The organism is Chryseomicrobium aureum (genome assembly GCF_016909155.1).
In the GTDB taxonomy this organism is placed as follows: domain Bacteria; phylum Bacillota; class Bacilli; order Bacillales_A; family Planococcaceae; genus Chryseomicrobium; species Chryseomicrobium aureum.
This window is the reverse complement of record NZ_JAFBFG010000004.1, coordinates 90,816-107,340: the sequence shown is the minus strand read 5'-3', so window position 1 is coordinate 107,340 and position 16,525 is coordinate 90,816. Positions and strand designations below refer to the sequence as shown.

Sequence of the window (16,525 nt, the reverse complement as noted above, 5' to 3'; positions counted from 1 at the left end):
CACATCTAAGTATTGTACCTCCCCAAAGAACATACTATAATACTAGTTGTAAAAACATTATAAAATCAATGTTCTATACTACTATAATGTACTTTCCAAAAATACAACTGTAAATAAGGAGCGAATCGCCATGAAAAAAATCATGATTACCGGGGCTCTTGGCCAAATCGGTTCAGAGCTGATCACCAAGCTTCGCAAAGAATACGGAACCGAAAACGTTCTAGCAACAGATATCCGTCGCATCGACAGCCCGATCGTTGAAGAAGGGCCATTTGAAATCTTGGATGTAACAAATGCAGAAGAGATGCACCGCATTGCAAAAGAGTTCGGTGCGGACACAATGATGCATATGGCAGCACTTCTTTCAGCAACAGCTGAAGCAAACCCATTACTTGCTTGGAACATCAATATGGGTGGTTTAGTCAATGCACTAGAAGTTGCACGCGAAGAAAACATGCAGTTCTTCACACCGAGTTCGATTGGCGCATTTGGTCCATCGACTCCAAAAGTGAATACTCCACAAGACACATTACAGCGCCCGACGACAATGTATGGTGTGAACAAAGTTTCAGGAGAACTACTTTGTGATTACTACTTCCAAAAGTTCGGTGTTGACACACGCGGCGTTCGCTTCCCAGGTTTGATTTCGTACGAAACACTACCAGGTGGAGGAACGACGGACTATGCGGTTGATATTTATTACAAAGCGTTGGAAGAAGGAACGTACACGTCGTATATCGACAAAGGCACCTTCATGGACATGATGTATATGCCAGATGCACTTCAAGCAATCGTTGACTTGATGGAGGCAGACCCGACGAAATTGATTCACCGCAACGCTTTCAACGTTACAGCGATGAGTTTTGATCCGGAAATGCTTGCTGCTTCAATTCGCAAAGAGCTTCCTGGCTTTACATTAAATTATGAAGTGGATCCGATTCGCCAAGCGATTGCAAACAGCTGGCCAGATTCAATCGATGCAACGGCTGCTCGTGATGAATGGGGCTTTAAGGCACAGTTCGACCTAGATGCGATGACGCGCGACATGCTCAAACAATTACGTGCGAAACAACAATTAGTGTAATAAAAAATGAGGTCCCCACGAGAGGGCCTCATTTTTATTATCTATTAAAACAGAAGATGCGCTACTACCGCGATGATTGGGAATGCAATCAATGTACGTAGTAGGAAAATGACAAGTAAGTCTTTGAAGTTGACTGGAATCTTCGAACCTAGAAGAAGTCCACCGACCTCAGACATATAAATCAATTGTGTAACCGACATCGTTGCAATGAAGAAACGTGTCATTTCTGATTCAATTCCTGACCCAAGAATTGCAGGTAAGAACATATCCGCAAACCCGACAACGATTGTCGCGGCTGCTTCTGAAGCTTCAGGCAGACCTGCAATCATCAATAACGGTTCAAACGGTTTTCCTAGGATTGTGAAGATCGATGTGAATTCTGCAAGCATAAGAGCTGTTGTACCAAAAGCAAGTACGACGGGTGCAACACCGATATACATATCGGCAACAGTCTTTAATCCATCTTTAAAGAATTTTGAAACTGAGCGATTCGCATCAGCTTTTTTCAAAGCGTTTTCTAAACCATACGATACAACGGAATGGTGTTCAGGCAATTCTTCACGTGACAAATCAAGTGGTGTATCATCCACATACGTTTCCAACTTGCTGCGAAGTGGATAAATACGTGGCATAACGAGTGCAAGAATAATTCCACTTAAAATAACTGTTCCGTAGAATGGTAAAAAGTATGCACCAAGACCAATTTCTTCGATAACAACAATACTAAACGTGATGGATACGACAGAGAAGGTAGTTCCGATAATGGCTGCTTCTTTTTTCGTATAGTAGCCTTCTTCATACTGACGTGAAGTCAGAAGAACGCCGATTGTTCCATCTCCGACCCAAGACGTGACCGCATCGACTGCTGAACGGCCTGGAAGTCCAAATAAAGGACGCATCACTTTTACAAGCATGGCACCGAAGAACTCGAGTAAACCAAAGTTTAAAAGCAATGGAAGAAGTAATCCGGCAAATAAGAAGATGGTGAATAGGAAAGAAACCAAACCTTCAGTTGGTTCTAAAAGTAAGCCACCTGTATACTCATTCCAAACAGCTTCCGGTCCGATTTGGAAAATGATCATCACAGCATACACTAGTGCAATAAGACGAACGACTAACCAAAACGGTGTGACTTTAAAAAGACCAGACGCAAACGAATCATCTTTCGGACGAGCGACAAACAGTAACGAACCAATCGCTGCGATTGCCACTGTGGCTAACGCAATCCACTGAATAACAGGAGCTAGCCAACCAGAAAGAACGTTGGCGAATGAAGCGATCGGTACGCGCATTGTATCGCCATCTGGAAGTGGAACCATGAATAAAACAATACCCACGATGGAAGGGATTAAAAACAGCAACCATGTGGAAAGAGAAAATTTCTTTTTCATACGTAGTCTCCTTTATGTAAAAGCTTCGGCGAAACCGTGCACTTATCATACGAAAAGCGCTTTCAAATGTCTATGTAAGATATTGTAAAAGTCTGTGAAAATCGCATGATTTCAAGGTGAAAAGACTGTAATTTTAGTTTTAGATAGTAAAATTGAACTATTTTGTTTATTCAATCTATTCAATTTATATGCGTACTTTAAGGAAGTAAAATGCATATTAGCGTATGAATATTCGATAATCATGAATAAATTATCGTAAAATAAATTATCGTGAAATTTATTCAGAAAAATTAAAAAGATGCCTAGTTTTCACCAGGCATCGAGTTGGTTTATTGATACTTGCTCGTTTCCACATCGTATACATAAAAACGTTCAAAGTGGAGCCAGTTTTCCGCTTCCGGTTCACCTTCAGCAAGGCGTTTTTCCATTTCTTCAAGCATCCAAGCTGTCTGAGAAATATGTGCACGCATCGCACCCATTTTGTTGTCGCGGGCTTCTGTGATGTCATGAATCACATGAGGCTCTCCCAAATCATCCTTTGTATCATTCGAGAACGCCACAGCATACAGTTTAGGTCGTGCTTCTTTCGGAAGACGATAAACCGCACGCGATACAGCGCGAGCCGTCGCTTCATGATCTGGATGGACAGAGTAATCTGGGTAAAACGTGATGATCAGAGAGGGTTTCACATCCTCGATCAAATCTTGCACGAGCGTAACCATCTTGTTGTCGTCTTCGAACTCAATCGTCTTGTCACGCAACCCCATCATGCGCAAATCTTTGAGTCCCATTGCATCTGCAGAGGCTTGCAATTCCTTTTTGCGAATCTGTGGAAGTGATTCACGTGTCGCAAACGGTGGATTTCCTAAGTTACGTCCCATCTCACCGAGCGTTAGGCAAGCGTATGTAACAGGAATACCTTGTTTTATATACGTTGAAATGGTGCCAGAGACACCAAATGCTTCGTCATCCGGATGAGGAAAGATGACGAGAACAGCTTCTTCATGCGGTAAAGTCATGTCAATTCCTCCTTAATAAGCAAACGGTGTGCGGCTGATCTGAAGAGCGACCGCTAATTTGCCGCTATAGTCATGACCGGCCATCAATAGGCGGTCGTGTTCATCCACTTCAAAGTGCGTGATGCCTTGTGCATATACCCAGCCATTCGGCAATTTTAGACCGACACGGTGGGGGGAGTCGCCCACGACTTTTGCAAGTTCATACCGTAACTGAACATTGCGGATGAATGCGCCTGCATTAAATACTTCTTGATTAAAGTGGTTGGCATATGCGCCATTCGTCGTTTCTAAATGAATGTAAACGTCCTCGCCGGCGAAGCGGTCGAGGTGGTGTTGTAAAGTTTCGAGTTGAACAGTTTCCATAGATAGACCTCCTTCGCGTGCGTTAGAAAAAGCCTGCATAGTGCAGGCTATTAAACTTCTGTAGTTGTGACTTCTGGTGCGCCGTGAATGCCTTTAGCTCCGTGTAGGACTGGCCCGACGTATTCATTTAATTTCCAACCGTTTTTGATTGCAGCAGAAACGAATTCTTTCGCTTCAAACACAGCGTCTTCTACAGACATGCCGTTTGCTAGGTTGGCTGTGATAGATGCTGCAAATGTACAGCCTGCTCCGTGATTGTAAGTAGTAGGTGTTTTTTCTGTCTCTAATAACGTGAACGTCTCTCCGTTGAAGAACAGGTCCACAGCTTTTTCGTGCTGCAACTGTTTGCCGCCTTTAATGATGACGTTTTTCGCGCCAAGCTCGTGAATTTTCTTTGCAGCAGCTTTCATATCTTCAATTGTTTTTAAAGCGTCAAGCCCTGAAAGTTGTCCTGCTTCGAAAAGATTCGGTGTGACAACTTTTGCGTGAGGCAGTAAGTATTCAATCATTGCCCCAACAGTTCCTGGATTCAGAACTTCGTCTTCGCCTTTACATACCATTACTGGGTCAATGACAACGTTGTCTACGCCAGCTTGTTGAATCGCATTTCCTGCAATTTCAATGATTTCTTCTGTGCTTAACATTCCTGTCTTGATCGCATCCACGCCTGTTGAAAGAGCTGTTTTGATTTGAGACTTTAAGACGTCTGTTGGAAGGGAATAAACCCCGTGACTCCAGCCATTGTCTGGATCCATTGTAACGACTACTGTCAACGCTGTCATACCGTACGTTCCATGCTCTTGGAAGGCTTTCAAATCGGCTTGGATACCTGCGCCTCCAGATGTATCTGAACCTGCAATTGTAAGAGTTTTCTTGATTGACATTGTAGTTCCCCCATTTTCCACGGCGGAAGATAGCATCATTCCGCTCTGAATTCTATGTTTATTGTAGCAGATACTCGCTAGATTTCCATCAAGGAAGCTTAGGGGCCCTTGCCACATTCCACGCAATTACAGCTAGACCACTACCCGCTATAAAAAGAAAAGCGGCGGTACCGTAACTTTTTCCGATCATTGAAAGAATGGCCAGCACAAAAATCGCGAGAATGACAAGGCTTGCAAAGATGGCTGTTAGACGAAGTCCCAGTTGTTTAGCTTTCTCGGGAACATGGTCCTCTGTCGTCGCGGCTTTTTCAATTTCACGTAGTTTTTCTCGAAATCGTAAATCTGACATAATTTCACCTCTGAAGTCATCCTATCACGGGCTTCCAATTGCTACTAGTGGAATTTTTCTGGTACAGTTTAAGAAACTGTCGAAAGAGGGAACGTTGTGTCGAAACAGAAGCGCATACAAGAACTTGAGAAACTATTACAAGATATGAAGAGAGAAGAAGCAGCCACTTATGCGGAACCATCTGCTCCAACTAGAACCTTCCGCTTGCCATGGAAAGCTGTAAAGTTTATTCCTAAAAAGTTTATATTACTACCTGCACTTATTCTGGCTGCGCTTATCACGCTTGCTATTGTAGTTCCTATGTATTTTTCAAGTTTATTTAGTGGAAGTACGTTCACGGAGCAAAAAGGAGCGATTGTTGAGCGCCTTTCGAATTTAGAGCAGTTGGTCACGGCAGAATCTGTTACTAAAGTTTTTATTGAACGAGAAGATAATCAGTTGTTCGGCCAAGATATCGGGATTAACCTTCCCGGAACACTGCGTCAGGTGCTCGTCGTTATTCCAGGAAAAGTAACGGCTGGGGTTGATCTTTCGAATGTATCTGCTGATGACATTGAAATTGATGAGGAAGCCAAAACAGCAACTTTGCGAATCGCTGCACCGGAAGTCATTGGAGAACCTACAATTCTTTTTGAGGAAGTAGATATCTATTCCTATGAAGGATTGTTCCGTGATCAGCCTGATATTTCTGAAGCGTATGATTTGGCAGCAGAAGCGAGGGTATTAATGATAGAGGAAGCGAGTCAACAAGGATTGCTGGAACTAGCACGTACAAATGCAGAGCAGACACTAAGCGAGATGTTCCAACTTGTTGGATACGACGTTACAATCGAATTCGAGGAGTGAGGGTTGCATGAAGTGGAAAGAAGCATTGGCCGATGAGTGGGAAGCCCCGTATTTCATTCTATTGAAAGAACGATTGGAAGAAGAGTATAAAACGAAAACGATTTATCCGGCATGGGACGACGTATTGAACGCACTCAAATACACAGCTTTTGAAGACGTTCGTGTGGTGATTTTAGGACAAGACCCGTATCACGGACCTGGGCAAGCACATGGACTCAGTTTTTCAGTACAGCCCGGAACACCACTTCCACCATCTCTTCGCAATATGTACAAAGAGTTGGAAGCAGACCTTGGATGCAAACGTTCAACGGGAGACCTGTCCAGTTGGGCCGCTCAAGGTGTTCTACTCTTAAATACGGTACTCACAGTTGAGCAAGGCAATGCGCATTCTCATAAAGGATGGGGCTGGGAAAACTTCACAGACGCCGTCATTCGCGCTGTTTCTGACAAAGAAGAACCTGTCATTTTCGTATTGTGGGGAAGACCGGCCCAAACGAAAAAGGCCCTGATCGATACCGAGAAACATGTAATTTTAGAGTCTGTTCACCCAAGCCCATTGAGTGCTTCTCGAGGATTTTTTGGAAGCAAACCTTACTCGCAGATCAATCAGCAACTGGAAGCTTGGGGCAAGTCACCAATTGATTTTTGCCGCTGACTACGCTAGCATGGAACGGGGAAAAGGAGTCAAACGACATGATCAGTTATCAACAAGTAGCAACACAAATTCAAACATATACACAACGTCTTCAAGTGGCTACAACAGATGCCGAACGAAGAGAATGTTTCGCGGCGATTCGTGCGCTTTGTGATATTGGGCTTGCAACAGGTTCTGTTCCTGTACAAACGCCAACTCAAAGTCAATCAATAGGTATGCCTCAATCAGCACCACCTGTTCAACAAGCTTCACCGTCAGTTCCACTGACAGGCAAACGCTTTGAAGAAGACGATGCTAATGGAGATTCGTTATTTGATTTTTAATAGAAAGAAGGAATAAATTGTGAAGTTGTTTTTAATCGCAGGAGCTATTAACGGTTTTTTAGCAGTGACATTAGGAGCATTTGGCGCACATGCGTTAGAGGAGCGTCTATCCGAACGCTATTTAGCAATCTGGGAGACAGCAGTACAGTATCAAATGTTTCATGCAATCGCACTCATTGCGATTGGGATTTTGATGCATCCAAATTTACTTGGAGCTAGTGGTGCTTTAACTGGTGCCGGCTATGCGATTTTACTTGGAATTGTTATTTTCTCTGGAAGTTTATTCGTACTTGCTTTGAGTGGAGTAGGGATTTTAGGGGCAATTACTCCGATTGGTGGAGTGGCTTTTCTAGTAGGGTGGGTGCTACTGATCGTAGCCGTTGTCAAATCAGCTTTATAAAACGCAGAGAAGTTGGGTAGTAATAAATTTAAAAGCGAAAAGTAGTTGGATCAACATTATTTAAAAAGTGTAGGGGTGACTCCAGCGGGATTAAAAGCGGAAGCTGAGACCTTGGCTCAGCCCGCGCCCGCGGAACGCTTCCCCTACACGTCATGGAATATAAAGATAGGGAGTTCCTCAATTAATATGAGAAGCTCCCTTTTAGTATATCTAATTAAATTTGAAAAAACTCTTTACGCTTGTCGCTGTCTAGGTAAGTTCCTACGAAGAACGAGCCGAACTCGCCATAACGTGCGCTCACTTCATCAAAACGCATTTCGTAAACAAGCTTCTTAAACTGAAGCACATCATCCGCGAACAATGTAACGCCCCACTCGAAATCGTCGAAACCGATAGAGCCTGAGATGATCTGTTTTACTTTCCCAGCATAGCCGCGGCCAATCATACCATGGCTGCGCATCATAGCTTTGCGGTCATCCATTGAAAGCATGTACCAGTTGTCTTCTCCTTCACGGCGCTTATCCATTGGATAGAAACAAACATATTGTGAGCGTGGAAGTTCAGGATAAAGACGCGCGCGAACGTGTGGATTCTGGTAAGGATCTTCATTCGATTCCCCAGCCAAGTAATTTGAAAGCTCGACTACTGATACGTACGAATACGCAGGAACTGTGAATTCTGCAATCGTCAGCTTGTTGAAGCGGTTTTCAATCGCATTCAATTCGTCCATTGTCGGGCGCAATGTCATCAACATGAAGTCTGCTTTTTGACCGACCACCGTGTAAAATGCGTGAGCCCCTTCTTTTGCATCATCGACTTGTTGCATCTCATCTAAAAATGCTAAAAACTCTTCTGTTGCGGCTTGGCGCTCTTCTGCCGATAACTGTTTCCAAGAAGACCAGTCCATCGTGCGGAAGTCATGCAGTACGTACCAACCATCTAATGTAATTGCTGCTTCGTTCATATTTAAACACTCCTTTAGTCCTTTTCAACATTCCCAGTTTACCATATGTCTTGCCCGCCTTTCTATTGTAGCGTTGACAAGGCATGACAAACTGTGACTAAATCATGTATTCTTGCAATAGAAGAACGAAGGAGGAGACCGGATGACACATTTCATCGATCAAATCAAAGAAACGCTAAAATCGAAACAACAAACCATCGTCTTACCTGAAGGGACAGACTCTCGTATACAAGAAGCAGCGATTCGTCTACATGAAGAAGGTATTATCAAGCCGGTCGTTATCGGCAATGTTCCGGAATTGTCTGAGCGAGGAATTGAGGTAATCAACCCAGAAACCTATGCCTATATAGAAGAGCTTGTAGAAGCATTCGTATTGCGCCGTAAGGGAAAGACTACGCCAGAACAAGCACGTGAATTATTGAAACAAGTGAACTACTTCGGAACACTGCTCGTGTATACGGGGAAAGCGAACGGATTAGTCAGTGGCGCTGCCCACACAACAGCGGATACTGTTCGTCCAGCACTCCAGATTATTAAAACAAAGCCAGGCATCCAAAAAACAAGTGGCGCGTTCATCATGGCAAAAGGCGACACGCGTTACGTATTTGCCGACTGCGCGATCACGATTGCACCAACGAGTGAGGATTTAGCAGAAATCGCTGTAGAAAGCGCCAAGACTGCTTCTGCATTCGGTATCGACCCGAAAGTGGCATTGCTGTCGTTTTCTACGAAAGGTTCCGCTGTATCAGAAGAAACAGAAAAAGTTTCGCGTGCGCTAGAACTTGCGAAGGAAAAAGATCCAGCGTTGTCGATCGACGGAGAGCTGCAGTTTGATGCAAGTCTCGTCCCGTCCATCGCTGCGAAGAAAGCACCAGGTTCAGAAGTTGCAGGACAAGCGAATGTTTTCGTGTTTCCGACACTCGAAGCTGGGAATATCGGCTACAAAATTGCAGAGCGCTTAGGCGGGTTTGAAGCAATCGGGCCAATTTTGCAAGGGTTAAATCAGCCGGTGAACGATTTGTCACGCGGGTGTTCTGCAGATGATGTTTACAAATTAAGTTATTTGACTGCTGCACAAAGTTTGCAGTAGCACGGATGGACTAGAAAGAAGTTGTCTCATGAAATTATTACAACGCCCGTTGTGGCGATTTTGGGATGAATCCCTAAGTGCACAATCACGTTCTGCATTAGAATCGTTCGCGGCCGACGATACGCTTTGCCATGCAGTCGGTCAAACTATTTCACCCCCAACACTTCGCACGTGGGTGCATCGTCAAACAGTCGTGCTCGGTATTCAAGATCACCGGTTGCCCTATTTAGAAGACGGAATGGACTATCTCCGGACACAAGGGTTTTCACCGATCGTTCGGAACTCAGGCGGCCTCGCAGTTGTCCTAGATGATGGTGTGTTGAATCTCTCTCTAGTATTTTCAGAGCAAGGAGAACCCATTGATATTCCAGCAGGCTACGAAGCGATGGTCGACTTTGTGAAATTGATGTTGCCAGAAGTAGAAGACCAGATTGAAGCGTATGAGATTGTCGGGTCCTATTGCCCGGGCGATTACGATTTAAGTATCGGTGGCAAGAAGTTTGCAGGCCTCTCGCAACGCCGCATTCGTCAAGGCATTGCCGTTCAGATTTATTTATGTGTGGAGGGAAGCGGAAGCGCGCGTGCAGAACTCGTTCGTGAATTTTACGACTTGGCACTGCAAGGTGAACCGACTAAATTCACGTACCCTGAAATCAAACCAGAAGTGATGGCGTCCCTCGTTGAATTAACGGGACAGCCATTCACCGTGCAAGACCTGGTCGTCCGCAGCTACCAGGTCATTCAAGCCTTGGCTGGCGACGTGCGTATCCAGTCACTTGCGCAAGAAGAGATGGAATTGTACACATCCTATTTGACTCGTGTCGTCGAACGAAACCAGAAAATGTTAACCAAGAACTAGAAAAAGGGCAGCCGCGGCTGTCCTTTTTAGGTCTCTGGAGCTTCCCAGAGAGTTTCCTATAATAAGAAGTTAACTTGTATTTGAAATCTTCCCTGGGAAGTAATTTTCTCTCTTTTCTCTTGTGTTCTAAAATCTAGCATAGGCAGATTCTAAGACTTTTATTCACATAAATTTCGCTTGCTAGAAAACAATTTCCTGCGCTACAATGACAACGAGTTCGACATTACACAAAAGGGTGTGGAGATTATGGCAAACCATTTTCGGGTTTGCAATGAGTGTGACGCCGTCCATCTCAAGACACTGCTTCCGAAACTGAAAGCTCTCGATCCTGAGGCTGAAATAGAAGTGAAAGAATGCCAGTCCTACTGTGGGCCTGGACGTAAAAAGACATTTACATTCGTCAACAACCGCCCAGTTGCGGCGCTATCTGAAGAGGAATTGATGGAAAAAGTAATTGCGAAGCTAGAATCCCAAGGGATGCTACCAAACGCGTAACAGTCTGACGGAAGTTGAGTCAGACTTTTTTTATTCTGAGCAATTTAGAGGATTTAAAGGAAATAAAGGACTTGTTCACGAAGAAGAAGGGTATAGAAGAGCAGTTCGGAAGACCCTTTTTTTCAACCGACAACTTCCTTATACTGATTGAAAGACGGTGAAAGCATGACACCTTATGCCACACAAAAACTAGCAGAAGAAAAAGTGTTCAAAGATCCGGTCCACCGTTATATACATATTCGTGATCAAGTGATTTGGGATGTCATTGGTGCAAAAGAATTCCAACGACTTCGCCGCATTCGTCAGCTCGGAACGACGTATCTGGTGTTTCACGGAGCGGAACATAGCCGTTTTAGCCACTCGCTTGGGGTCTATGAGATTGTTCGTCGAATTATCGACAACAGCTTTGAAGGGCGCCCCGAATGGGATCAGTCGGAACGCTTAGTTGTCCTCTGTGCAGCGCTTTTGCATGACCTCGGACACGGGCCGTTTTCCCACGCATTCGAAAACGTATTTTCGTTAGACCATGAAGACTTCACACAAGCTATCTTGCTCGGCGACACTGAAGTGAATGCTATCTTGTCACGCGTTAGTACAGACTTCCCGCAAAAAGTAGCAGACGTCATCGCAAAGACGTATCCAAACAAACAAGTCGTCAGCTTGATTTCAAGTCAAATCGACGCTGACCGAATGGATTACTTGCAACGCGACGCCTACTTTACAGGGGTCAGCTACGGACACTTTGATATGGAACGAATCTTACGTGTGATGCGCCCGCGCGAAGACCAAGTTGTCATCAAATCTAGTGGGATGCACGCGGTAGAGGATTACATCATGAGCCGCTACCAAATGTACTGGCAAGTCTATTTCCACCCGGTATCACGAAGTGCGGAAGTGATTTTGACAAAAGCCCTTCACCGTGCGAAAAAACTGAGTGAGGAAGGGTACACGTTTACACATGAACCTACACACTTCAAAAGTTTCTTTGACGGCACATTCACACTAGAAGACTATGTCGCACTCGATGAAAGTGTGTTACTGACCTATTTCCAATTGTGGACGAAGGAGCAAGATTCTATTCTCGCGGACTTGTGTTCTCGTTTCATGTACCGAAAGTTGTTCCAGTATATCGAATTTGATCCCGCCAAAGACTTTATGAAAATGCGGGAACTGGAATCCCTTTTCCGAGAAGCGGGTATCGATCCAGACTACTATTTAGTATTCGATTCGTCGTCTGACTTACCGTATGATTTTTACCGTCCAGGCGAAGAGGGCGAACGAATTCCAATCCATTTACTCATGCCATCTGGTGAAATAAAGGAACTGTCTCGCCAATCAGAAATTGTAGAAGCGGTCTCTGGCAAGAGGCGCTCCGATCATAAATTGTATTTTCCGGAAGAACGGCTGCGCGGTGATACGCCGGCAGAGCGACGTATCCGAGACGTATTAGGACTGAAGGAGGTGTAACCATGCTACGTGATCACGCAGCAATCGTGCGGTTTATCGAGCAGGCACATGGCATCACAGGCCGAAAAAAACTTCAAAAGATGATGTACATCGCAAAAAAGCTCGGCTATCCTGTGAACGAAAAATATGAATTCCATATGTATGGCCCGTATTCTGAGGAATTGACGGCGCGTATCGAAGAACTTTGCACAATGGGGTTCTTGGTGGAAGAAAAAGAAGACAAAGGGGCATATACACAATATGCGTACTCCACGACTTCTGAAAGCATGGACTTTATGGAACTGTCCCCTCCACTGGGCGACGCCTTTTCAACGTGTATTGGGGAAATGAAAGAAAAGTCCTCTCGTTTCTTGGAGCTTGTGGCGACTTTATTTTACTTCGATGATTTGGAGCAGCAGGCTCAGATCGATAAGGTACATATTGTCAAAGGGAAGTTGAATTTTTCAGATGAAGAGTTTGCAGAAGCGTTCAAGTTTATTGAGGATTTGAAGAAGAATAACTGTTAAATTTAGATGTGGAGCCGACTGTTCAGAAATGGTGCAACTCGATTCAGTTTAGATGTGGAGAACACCGCTCTAGAAATTACTTGTACTCAATCTCTGGCGATACGGCAGTGAGTTCCAAGGGGAGCATAGCGGAGCCTCCTCTCGGCATACGAGAAGCTTGCGCTTCTCGCCTCCGCTGTGGGGTCTCCGCTATACTCTGATTCCCAAGGAACTCACTGCCTTCTCTTGTCGGTTGAAATAGAGCGTGTATCTGGAGAGAGTGGCACTTTCCATTCAGTTCCCAAAAGGTACCTGGTACCCAAACAATTCCAACACAATTTATGAATATCGAGAATACAACGCAGGAATGCGGGTTTGCGGTGCATATTTGATGAATAATCTTGAATGTCTGAATTGTTTCTGGGACAGGTACCTAAAAAAAGACAGCAAATTCTCTTGTTCTAGAGAAAATGCTGTCTTTTGTTGATTCTAGATTACTGGTCAGAAAGGCGTTTTCCTGCAACAGCGTAATGGTTCTTCGGCATTTCTTCGATGAACACGACAACTTTCTCAGCAGGTGCATCGACAGTTTCTGTCACTGCAGCAGTCACGCGCTCGACTAAAGCTTTTTTCTGCTCTTCTGTGCGACCTTCTAACATTTTCACGGTAACGTATGGCATATTTCTTCCTCCTTTTGCGAAATGTTCTGTATACTAATAGCTATCGTACCATAGAGGAAGGAGCGAAGCGATATGCCAGATGAGCAAAAACCAAAACAAAAAATAGGCTTCACCATTATAAAAAATGACCCAACAGACGGCCATAAAGGCTACGGAATTGGTTCGTTATCACTTGAAAATGTTTCCCCCGTAATCGTCGATGTAGAAGAGGGGGTGGCCCGCGTTGAAATCGGAGCGATGCATGCACGCAGTGATACGGAGCGCGGGATCAAATTCACAACCAACCGAGAGGACTCAGCGGGCGGGAAACCTTACTGGCTCGTGTGGGTAACAATCGATCAACTTCCAGAAGGTCCATATTATGCAGGAATGGCGTCATGTGAAATGGTGATCAACCGTGAAAAGCGCCGTGGCTATAAGTTGCTAGCGGATCACGTGAACCGAATGGACAAATCGATGAAACGCAAATTTATGCTAGAAAATTTGGACGAACGGTCAAAAGATATTTTGCGTGATTTCTTAAAGTCTCACGATGAGCAGATGTGGGAAAGAAGTCCAGAAGAATTGAAACAGGCACTTGCAAGTTCTGACTAAACTGTGACAATTTCAAATGCGGTTGAATTTCGGCACTAAAGAAAGTAAAATGAGTTTAAAGCTTACGTAACTGTAATGCTAGGACACGACGCTCTTTTACCAGCTTGCATACCCGTACACGCTCGTAAAAGCAGGCGTCACGCCCCCGAATGGCCGGAAACCATTTGGGGGTTTTTTATGTTTAGATGTGGAGCCGACTGTTCAGAAATTGTGCGAGAAGACAGCGTGGGCCGTGAAGCGCTCTTGGCTTCATGGACCGCGATGGCTTCTTGCGGGATTTCTAGGAGGCGTAACTCGATTTCATTCACCATTCGGTGCCTGTCACCTTTTTCCAGTGGTTCCCAAAAGGTGACAGGCACCTCACGTCAGCGAGCACAGCCCCAGCAATCCGCGAGTAATCGAATCCGCTGGGGTCATAAAATTCCTGATCTTCAATCGCTAAAAATGCCATTGGAAGGTAAGGGGACATGTCGTCAAGTTCCATCCACTTCCGCCTTTCTTCACTGTAACGTGTCGTGACGGGCGTACCAAGGGAGTCCGTGTACGTGTTGGCAGAAGGGACCGCAAGTATCGGTGGGCCGAGCAGTTGCGCATAAAACCATAGGCAGCCGTATCCACCAAGCGCGATACCAAATAGGAACAACACGGCAAGAAGTCCTCGTCGAAACCAGGACTTTTGTTTCTTTCTTCGGCGTAGCTGCGCACGTTTCATAGACGTTTCCCTCCCTTTCCTCTAGTATGGAAAGGGAATGGACAGATTAAACGAAAAACAGTTGCACTTTTTGAAAAAACCTGTATAGTTTGTCTGTATTTTATTTTTTCAAGCTTGGAAGGAGATAGATAAATGAGCGGAAACTGGTATACAGAAAAGCAGACCGAAAACTTTGGAATTACGATGAAGATAAATAAAACGTTACACGTTGAACAGACGGAGTGGCAATTCTTAGAGATGGCGGAAACAGCAGAGTGGGGCAACATGTTGTTCCTAGATGGCATGGTCATGACGTCTCAAAAAGATGAGTTCGTTTATCACGAAATGGTGGCACACGTGCCATTGTTCACACACCCAAATCCTGAGAACGTATTGGTTGTCGGTGGTGGAGACGGTGGAGTAATCCGTGAAGTGATGAAGCACCCGAAAGTGAAAAAAGCAACGTTAGTTGATATAGATGGAAAAGTAATCGAATACTCAAAGAAATACCTTCCGGAAATTGCTGGGGAACTTGATAACCCACGCGTTGAGGTCATCGTTGGTGACGGCTTCATGCACATCGCAAAATCGGAAAATGAATATGATGTGATCATGGTCGATTCAACAGAGCCGATGGGACCTGCAGTTGACCTGTTCACAAAAGGTTTCTATGCTGGGATCCACAAAGCCTTGAAAGAAGACGGTTTGTTCGTGGCACAGTCCGACAACCCTTGGTTCAAAGCGGACTTAATCAAGCAAGTGCAAAGCGACGTGAAGGAAATCTTCCCAATCACAAAGCTCTACACGGCAAACATCCCGACGTACCCATCAGGTCTTTGGTGCTTCACGATCGGATCGAAGAAACATGATCCATTGAACGTGCCAGCGGAGCAATACCACGACATCGATACGAAGTACTACACGAAAGAGCTTCACAGTGCAGCGTTCGTACTGCCAAAATTCGTGAAGGATTTAGCAGGTGAGTAAGATGAGATTTGATGAAGCATATAGCGGCAACGTTTTTATTAAAAGCAAACAAGACTACGAGAACGCGCAAGCTGTAATTTACGGAATGCCTATGGACTGGACAGTGAGTTACCGTCCAGGTTCTCGTTTTGGTCCACAGCGTATTCGCGAAGTGTCCATCGGTCTTGAAGAATACAGCCCGTACCTCGACCGCGAGCTAGATGACGTAAACTACTTTGACGCAGGCGATATCCCACTTCCATTCGGAAACGCGGAGAAGAGCCTTGAGTTGATCGGTGGCTTCATTCGTCAACTACTGCAAGACGGCAAAGTCCCAGTCGGAATGGGCGGAGAACACTTAGTATCGTGGCCGGTCATGAAAGAAGTCGCAGCGGTTCACAAAGACCTTGCAATCATTCATATGGACGCGCACACAGATTTACGTGTGGACTATGAGGGAGAGCCTCTTTCCCACTCGACACCAATTCGTAAAATCGCTGAACATATCGGGCCGCACAACGTCTATTCATTCGGAATCCGCTCTGGAATGAAAGAAGAGTTCGAGTGGGCAAAAGCGAACGGTATGGAAATTGCAAAGTTTGAAGTATTGGAACCACTGAAAAAAGTGTTACCAAAACTTGAAGGTCGCCCGGTATACGTGACGATCGATATCGATGTCTTAGACCCAGCGCATGCACCGGGAACGGGCACAGTAGACTGTGGTGGTATCACAAGCCGTGAGCTACTTGCTTCGATCCACGCAATCGCAAAATCTGGCGTCAACGTGGTCGGATTTGACTTAGTTGAAGTGGCACCAATCTATGATTCATCGGAGCAAACAGCAAACACGGCTTCAAAATTGATTCGTGAGATGTTGCTTGGGTGGATAAAAGAGTAAGAGTTCAAAACACGGAAGTCGA

Annotated in this window: 21 protein-coding genes; 13 read left to right on the top strand and 8 right to left on the bottom strand. The window is 45.0% G+C overall.

Translation table 11 applies throughout. The features are described 5' to 3' along the window. Positions 1–130 precede the first annotated feature (130 nt). Positions 131–1,084 carry an L-threonine 3-dehydrogenase gene (locus JOD03_RS05505; RefSeq protein WP_204589838.1) on the top strand — a complete coding sequence of 318 codons (954 nt, stop codon included), beginning with the start codon at positions 131–133 and terminating at the stop codon, positions 1,082–1,084. A gap of 44 nt (positions 1,085–1,128) precedes the next feature. Here JOD03_RS05505 and JOD03_RS05500 read toward each other — a convergent pair whose 3' ends face one another. The 5 genes from JOD03_RS05500 to JOD03_RS05480 form a co-directional block, all read right to left on the bottom strand. Then, positions 1,129–2,475 (bottom strand): YjiH family protein, encoded by a 1,347-nt coding sequence (locus JOD03_RS05500; protein WP_204589837.1) that lies wholly within the window; start codon positions 2,473–2,475, stop codon positions 1,129–1,131. Positions 2,476–2,804: 329 nt separating this feature from the next. After that, positions 2,805–3,494: a bacillithiol biosynthesis deacetylase BshB2 gene (gene bshB2 / locus JOD03_RS05495; RefSeq protein WP_204589836.1), complete on the bottom strand. Its 690-nt coding sequence runs from the start codon at positions 3,492–3,494 to the stop codon at positions 2,805–2,807. A 12-nt stretch (positions 3,495–3,506) separates the two neighbouring features. Then, positions 3,507–3,857 (bottom strand): YojF family protein, encoded by a 351-nt coding sequence (locus JOD03_RS05490; protein ID WP_204589835.1) that lies wholly within the window; start codon positions 3,855–3,857, stop codon positions 3,507–3,509. Positions 3,858–3,907: 50 nt separating this feature from the next. Further along, on the bottom strand, positions 3,908–4,741 hold the full coding sequence (gene thiD, locus JOD03_RS05485) for a bifunctional hydroxymethylpyrimidine kinase/phosphomethylpyrimidine kinase (RefSeq protein WP_204589834.1): 834 nt from the start codon (positions 4,739–4,741) through the stop codon (positions 3,908–3,910). 88 nt (positions 4,742–4,829) lie between these two features. Next, positions 4,830–5,090 carry a hypothetical protein gene (locus JOD03_RS05480; RefSeq protein WP_204589833.1) on the bottom strand — a complete coding sequence of 87 codons (261 nt, stop codon included), beginning with the start codon at positions 5,088–5,090 and terminating at the stop codon, positions 4,830–4,832. 96 nt (positions 5,091–5,186) lie between these two features. On the opposite strand from JOD03_RS05480, the gene JOD03_RS05475 reads away from it, so the two are divergent. Genes JOD03_RS05475 through JOD03_RS05460 form a run of 4 tightly spaced genes read left to right on the top strand, consistent with a single transcriptional unit; the run spans position 5,187 to position 7,314 of the window. Further along, the gene (locus JOD03_RS05475; protein ID WP_204589832.1) at positions 5,187–5,936 is read left to right on the top strand and encodes a DUF4230 domain-containing protein; all 750 of its coding nucleotides are present in this window, start codon (positions 5,187–5,189) and stop codon (positions 5,934–5,936) included. Between the two features lie 7 nt (positions 5,937–5,943). Continuing rightward, positions 5,944–6,591, top strand: a complete 648-nt coding sequence (locus tag JOD03_RS05470; protein WP_204589831.1) for a uracil-DNA glycosylase — start codon at positions 5,944–5,946, stop codon at positions 6,589–6,591. Positions 6,592–6,629: 38 nt separating this feature from the next. Continuing rightward, on the top strand, positions 6,630–6,914 hold the full coding sequence (locus JOD03_RS05465; protein WP_204589830.1) for a YwdI family protein: 285 nt from the start codon (positions 6,630–6,632) through the stop codon (positions 6,912–6,914). A 19-nt stretch (positions 6,915–6,933) separates the two neighbouring features. Then, the gene (locus JOD03_RS05460) at positions 6,934–7,314 is read left to right on the top strand and encodes a DUF423 domain-containing protein (protein WP_204589829.1); all 381 of its coding nucleotides are present in this window, start codon (positions 6,934–6,936) and stop codon (positions 7,312–7,314) included. Positions 7,315–7,528: 214 nt separating this feature from the next. Here JOD03_RS05460 and hemQ read toward each other — a convergent pair whose 3' ends face one another. Further along, positions 7,529–8,278, bottom strand: coding sequence for a hydrogen peroxide-dependent heme synthase (hemQ, locus tag JOD03_RS05455; RefSeq protein WP_204589828.1), 750 nt, complete (start codon positions 8,276–8,278; stop codon positions 7,529–7,531). A 142-nt stretch (positions 8,279–8,420) separates the two neighbouring features. Here hemQ and pta point away from each other — a divergent pair, with 142 nt between their 5' ends. From pta to JOD03_RS05430, 5 genes are all read left to right on the top strand, one after another. Next, positions 8,421–9,368 (top strand): phosphate acetyltransferase, encoded by a 948-nt coding sequence (gene pta, locus JOD03_RS05450; RefSeq protein WP_204589827.1) that lies wholly within the window; start codon positions 8,421–8,423, stop codon positions 9,366–9,368. A gap of 28 nt (positions 9,369–9,396) precedes the next feature. Next, on the top strand, positions 9,397–10,227 hold the full coding sequence (gene lipL, locus JOD03_RS05445; protein ID WP_204589826.1) for an octanoyl-[GcvH]:protein N-octanoyltransferase: 831 nt from the start codon (positions 9,397–9,399) through the stop codon (positions 10,225–10,227). Positions 10,228–10,473: 246 nt separating this feature from the next. Further along, the gene (locus tag JOD03_RS05440) at positions 10,474–10,722 is read left to right on the top strand and encodes a YuzB family protein (protein WP_204589825.1); all 249 of its coding nucleotides are present in this window, start codon (positions 10,474–10,476) and stop codon (positions 10,720–10,722) included. Between the two features lie 165 nt (positions 10,723–10,887). Continuing rightward, entirely contained in the window at positions 10,888–12,189 is a 1,302-nt protein-coding gene (locus JOD03_RS05435) for an HD domain-containing protein (protein WP_204589824.1), read from the top strand. 2 nt (positions 12,190–12,191) lie between these two features. Next, complete coding sequence (locus JOD03_RS05430; protein ID WP_204589823.1) at positions 12,192–12,695, top strand: YwgA family protein; 504 nt, start codon at positions 12,192–12,194, stop codon at positions 12,693–12,695. 473 nt (positions 12,696–13,168) lie between these two features. Here JOD03_RS05430 and JOD03_RS05425 read toward each other — a convergent pair whose 3' ends face one another. Continuing rightward, a complete protein-coding gene (locus JOD03_RS05425; protein ID WP_204589822.1) occupies positions 13,169–13,354 on the bottom strand; it encodes a 2-hydroxymuconate tautomerase in 186 nt (61 codons plus the stop codon). Positions 13,355–13,426: 72 nt separating this feature from the next. Between JOD03_RS05425 and JOD03_RS05420 the strand changes: the two genes are divergently transcribed. Continuing rightward, a complete protein-coding gene (locus tag JOD03_RS05420) occupies positions 13,427–13,948 on the top strand; it encodes a YwhD family protein (RefSeq protein ID WP_204589821.1) in 522 nt (173 codons plus the stop codon). Positions 13,949–14,252: 304 nt separating this feature from the next. Here the strand turns inward: JOD03_RS05420 and JOD03_RS05415 are convergent, their stop codons facing one another. After that, positions 14,253–14,660 (bottom strand): transglycosylase domain-containing protein, encoded by a 408-nt coding sequence (locus JOD03_RS05415; RefSeq protein WP_204589820.1) that lies wholly within the window; start codon positions 14,658–14,660, stop codon positions 14,253–14,255. 132 nt (positions 14,661–14,792) lie between these two features. Between JOD03_RS05415 and speE the strand changes: the two genes are divergently transcribed. Both speE and speB read left to right on the top strand, forming a co-directional pair. Continuing rightward, entirely contained in the window at positions 14,793–15,626 is an 834-nt protein-coding gene (gene speE, locus JOD03_RS05410; RefSeq protein ID WP_204589819.1) for a spermidine synthase, read from the top strand. Between the two features lies 1 nt (position 15,627). Then, positions 15,628–16,503 (top strand): agmatinase, encoded by an 876-nt coding sequence (gene speB / locus JOD03_RS05405; RefSeq protein ID WP_204589818.1) that lies wholly within the window; start codon positions 15,628–15,630, stop codon positions 16,501–16,503. Positions 16,504–16,525: the final 22 nt, after the last annotated feature.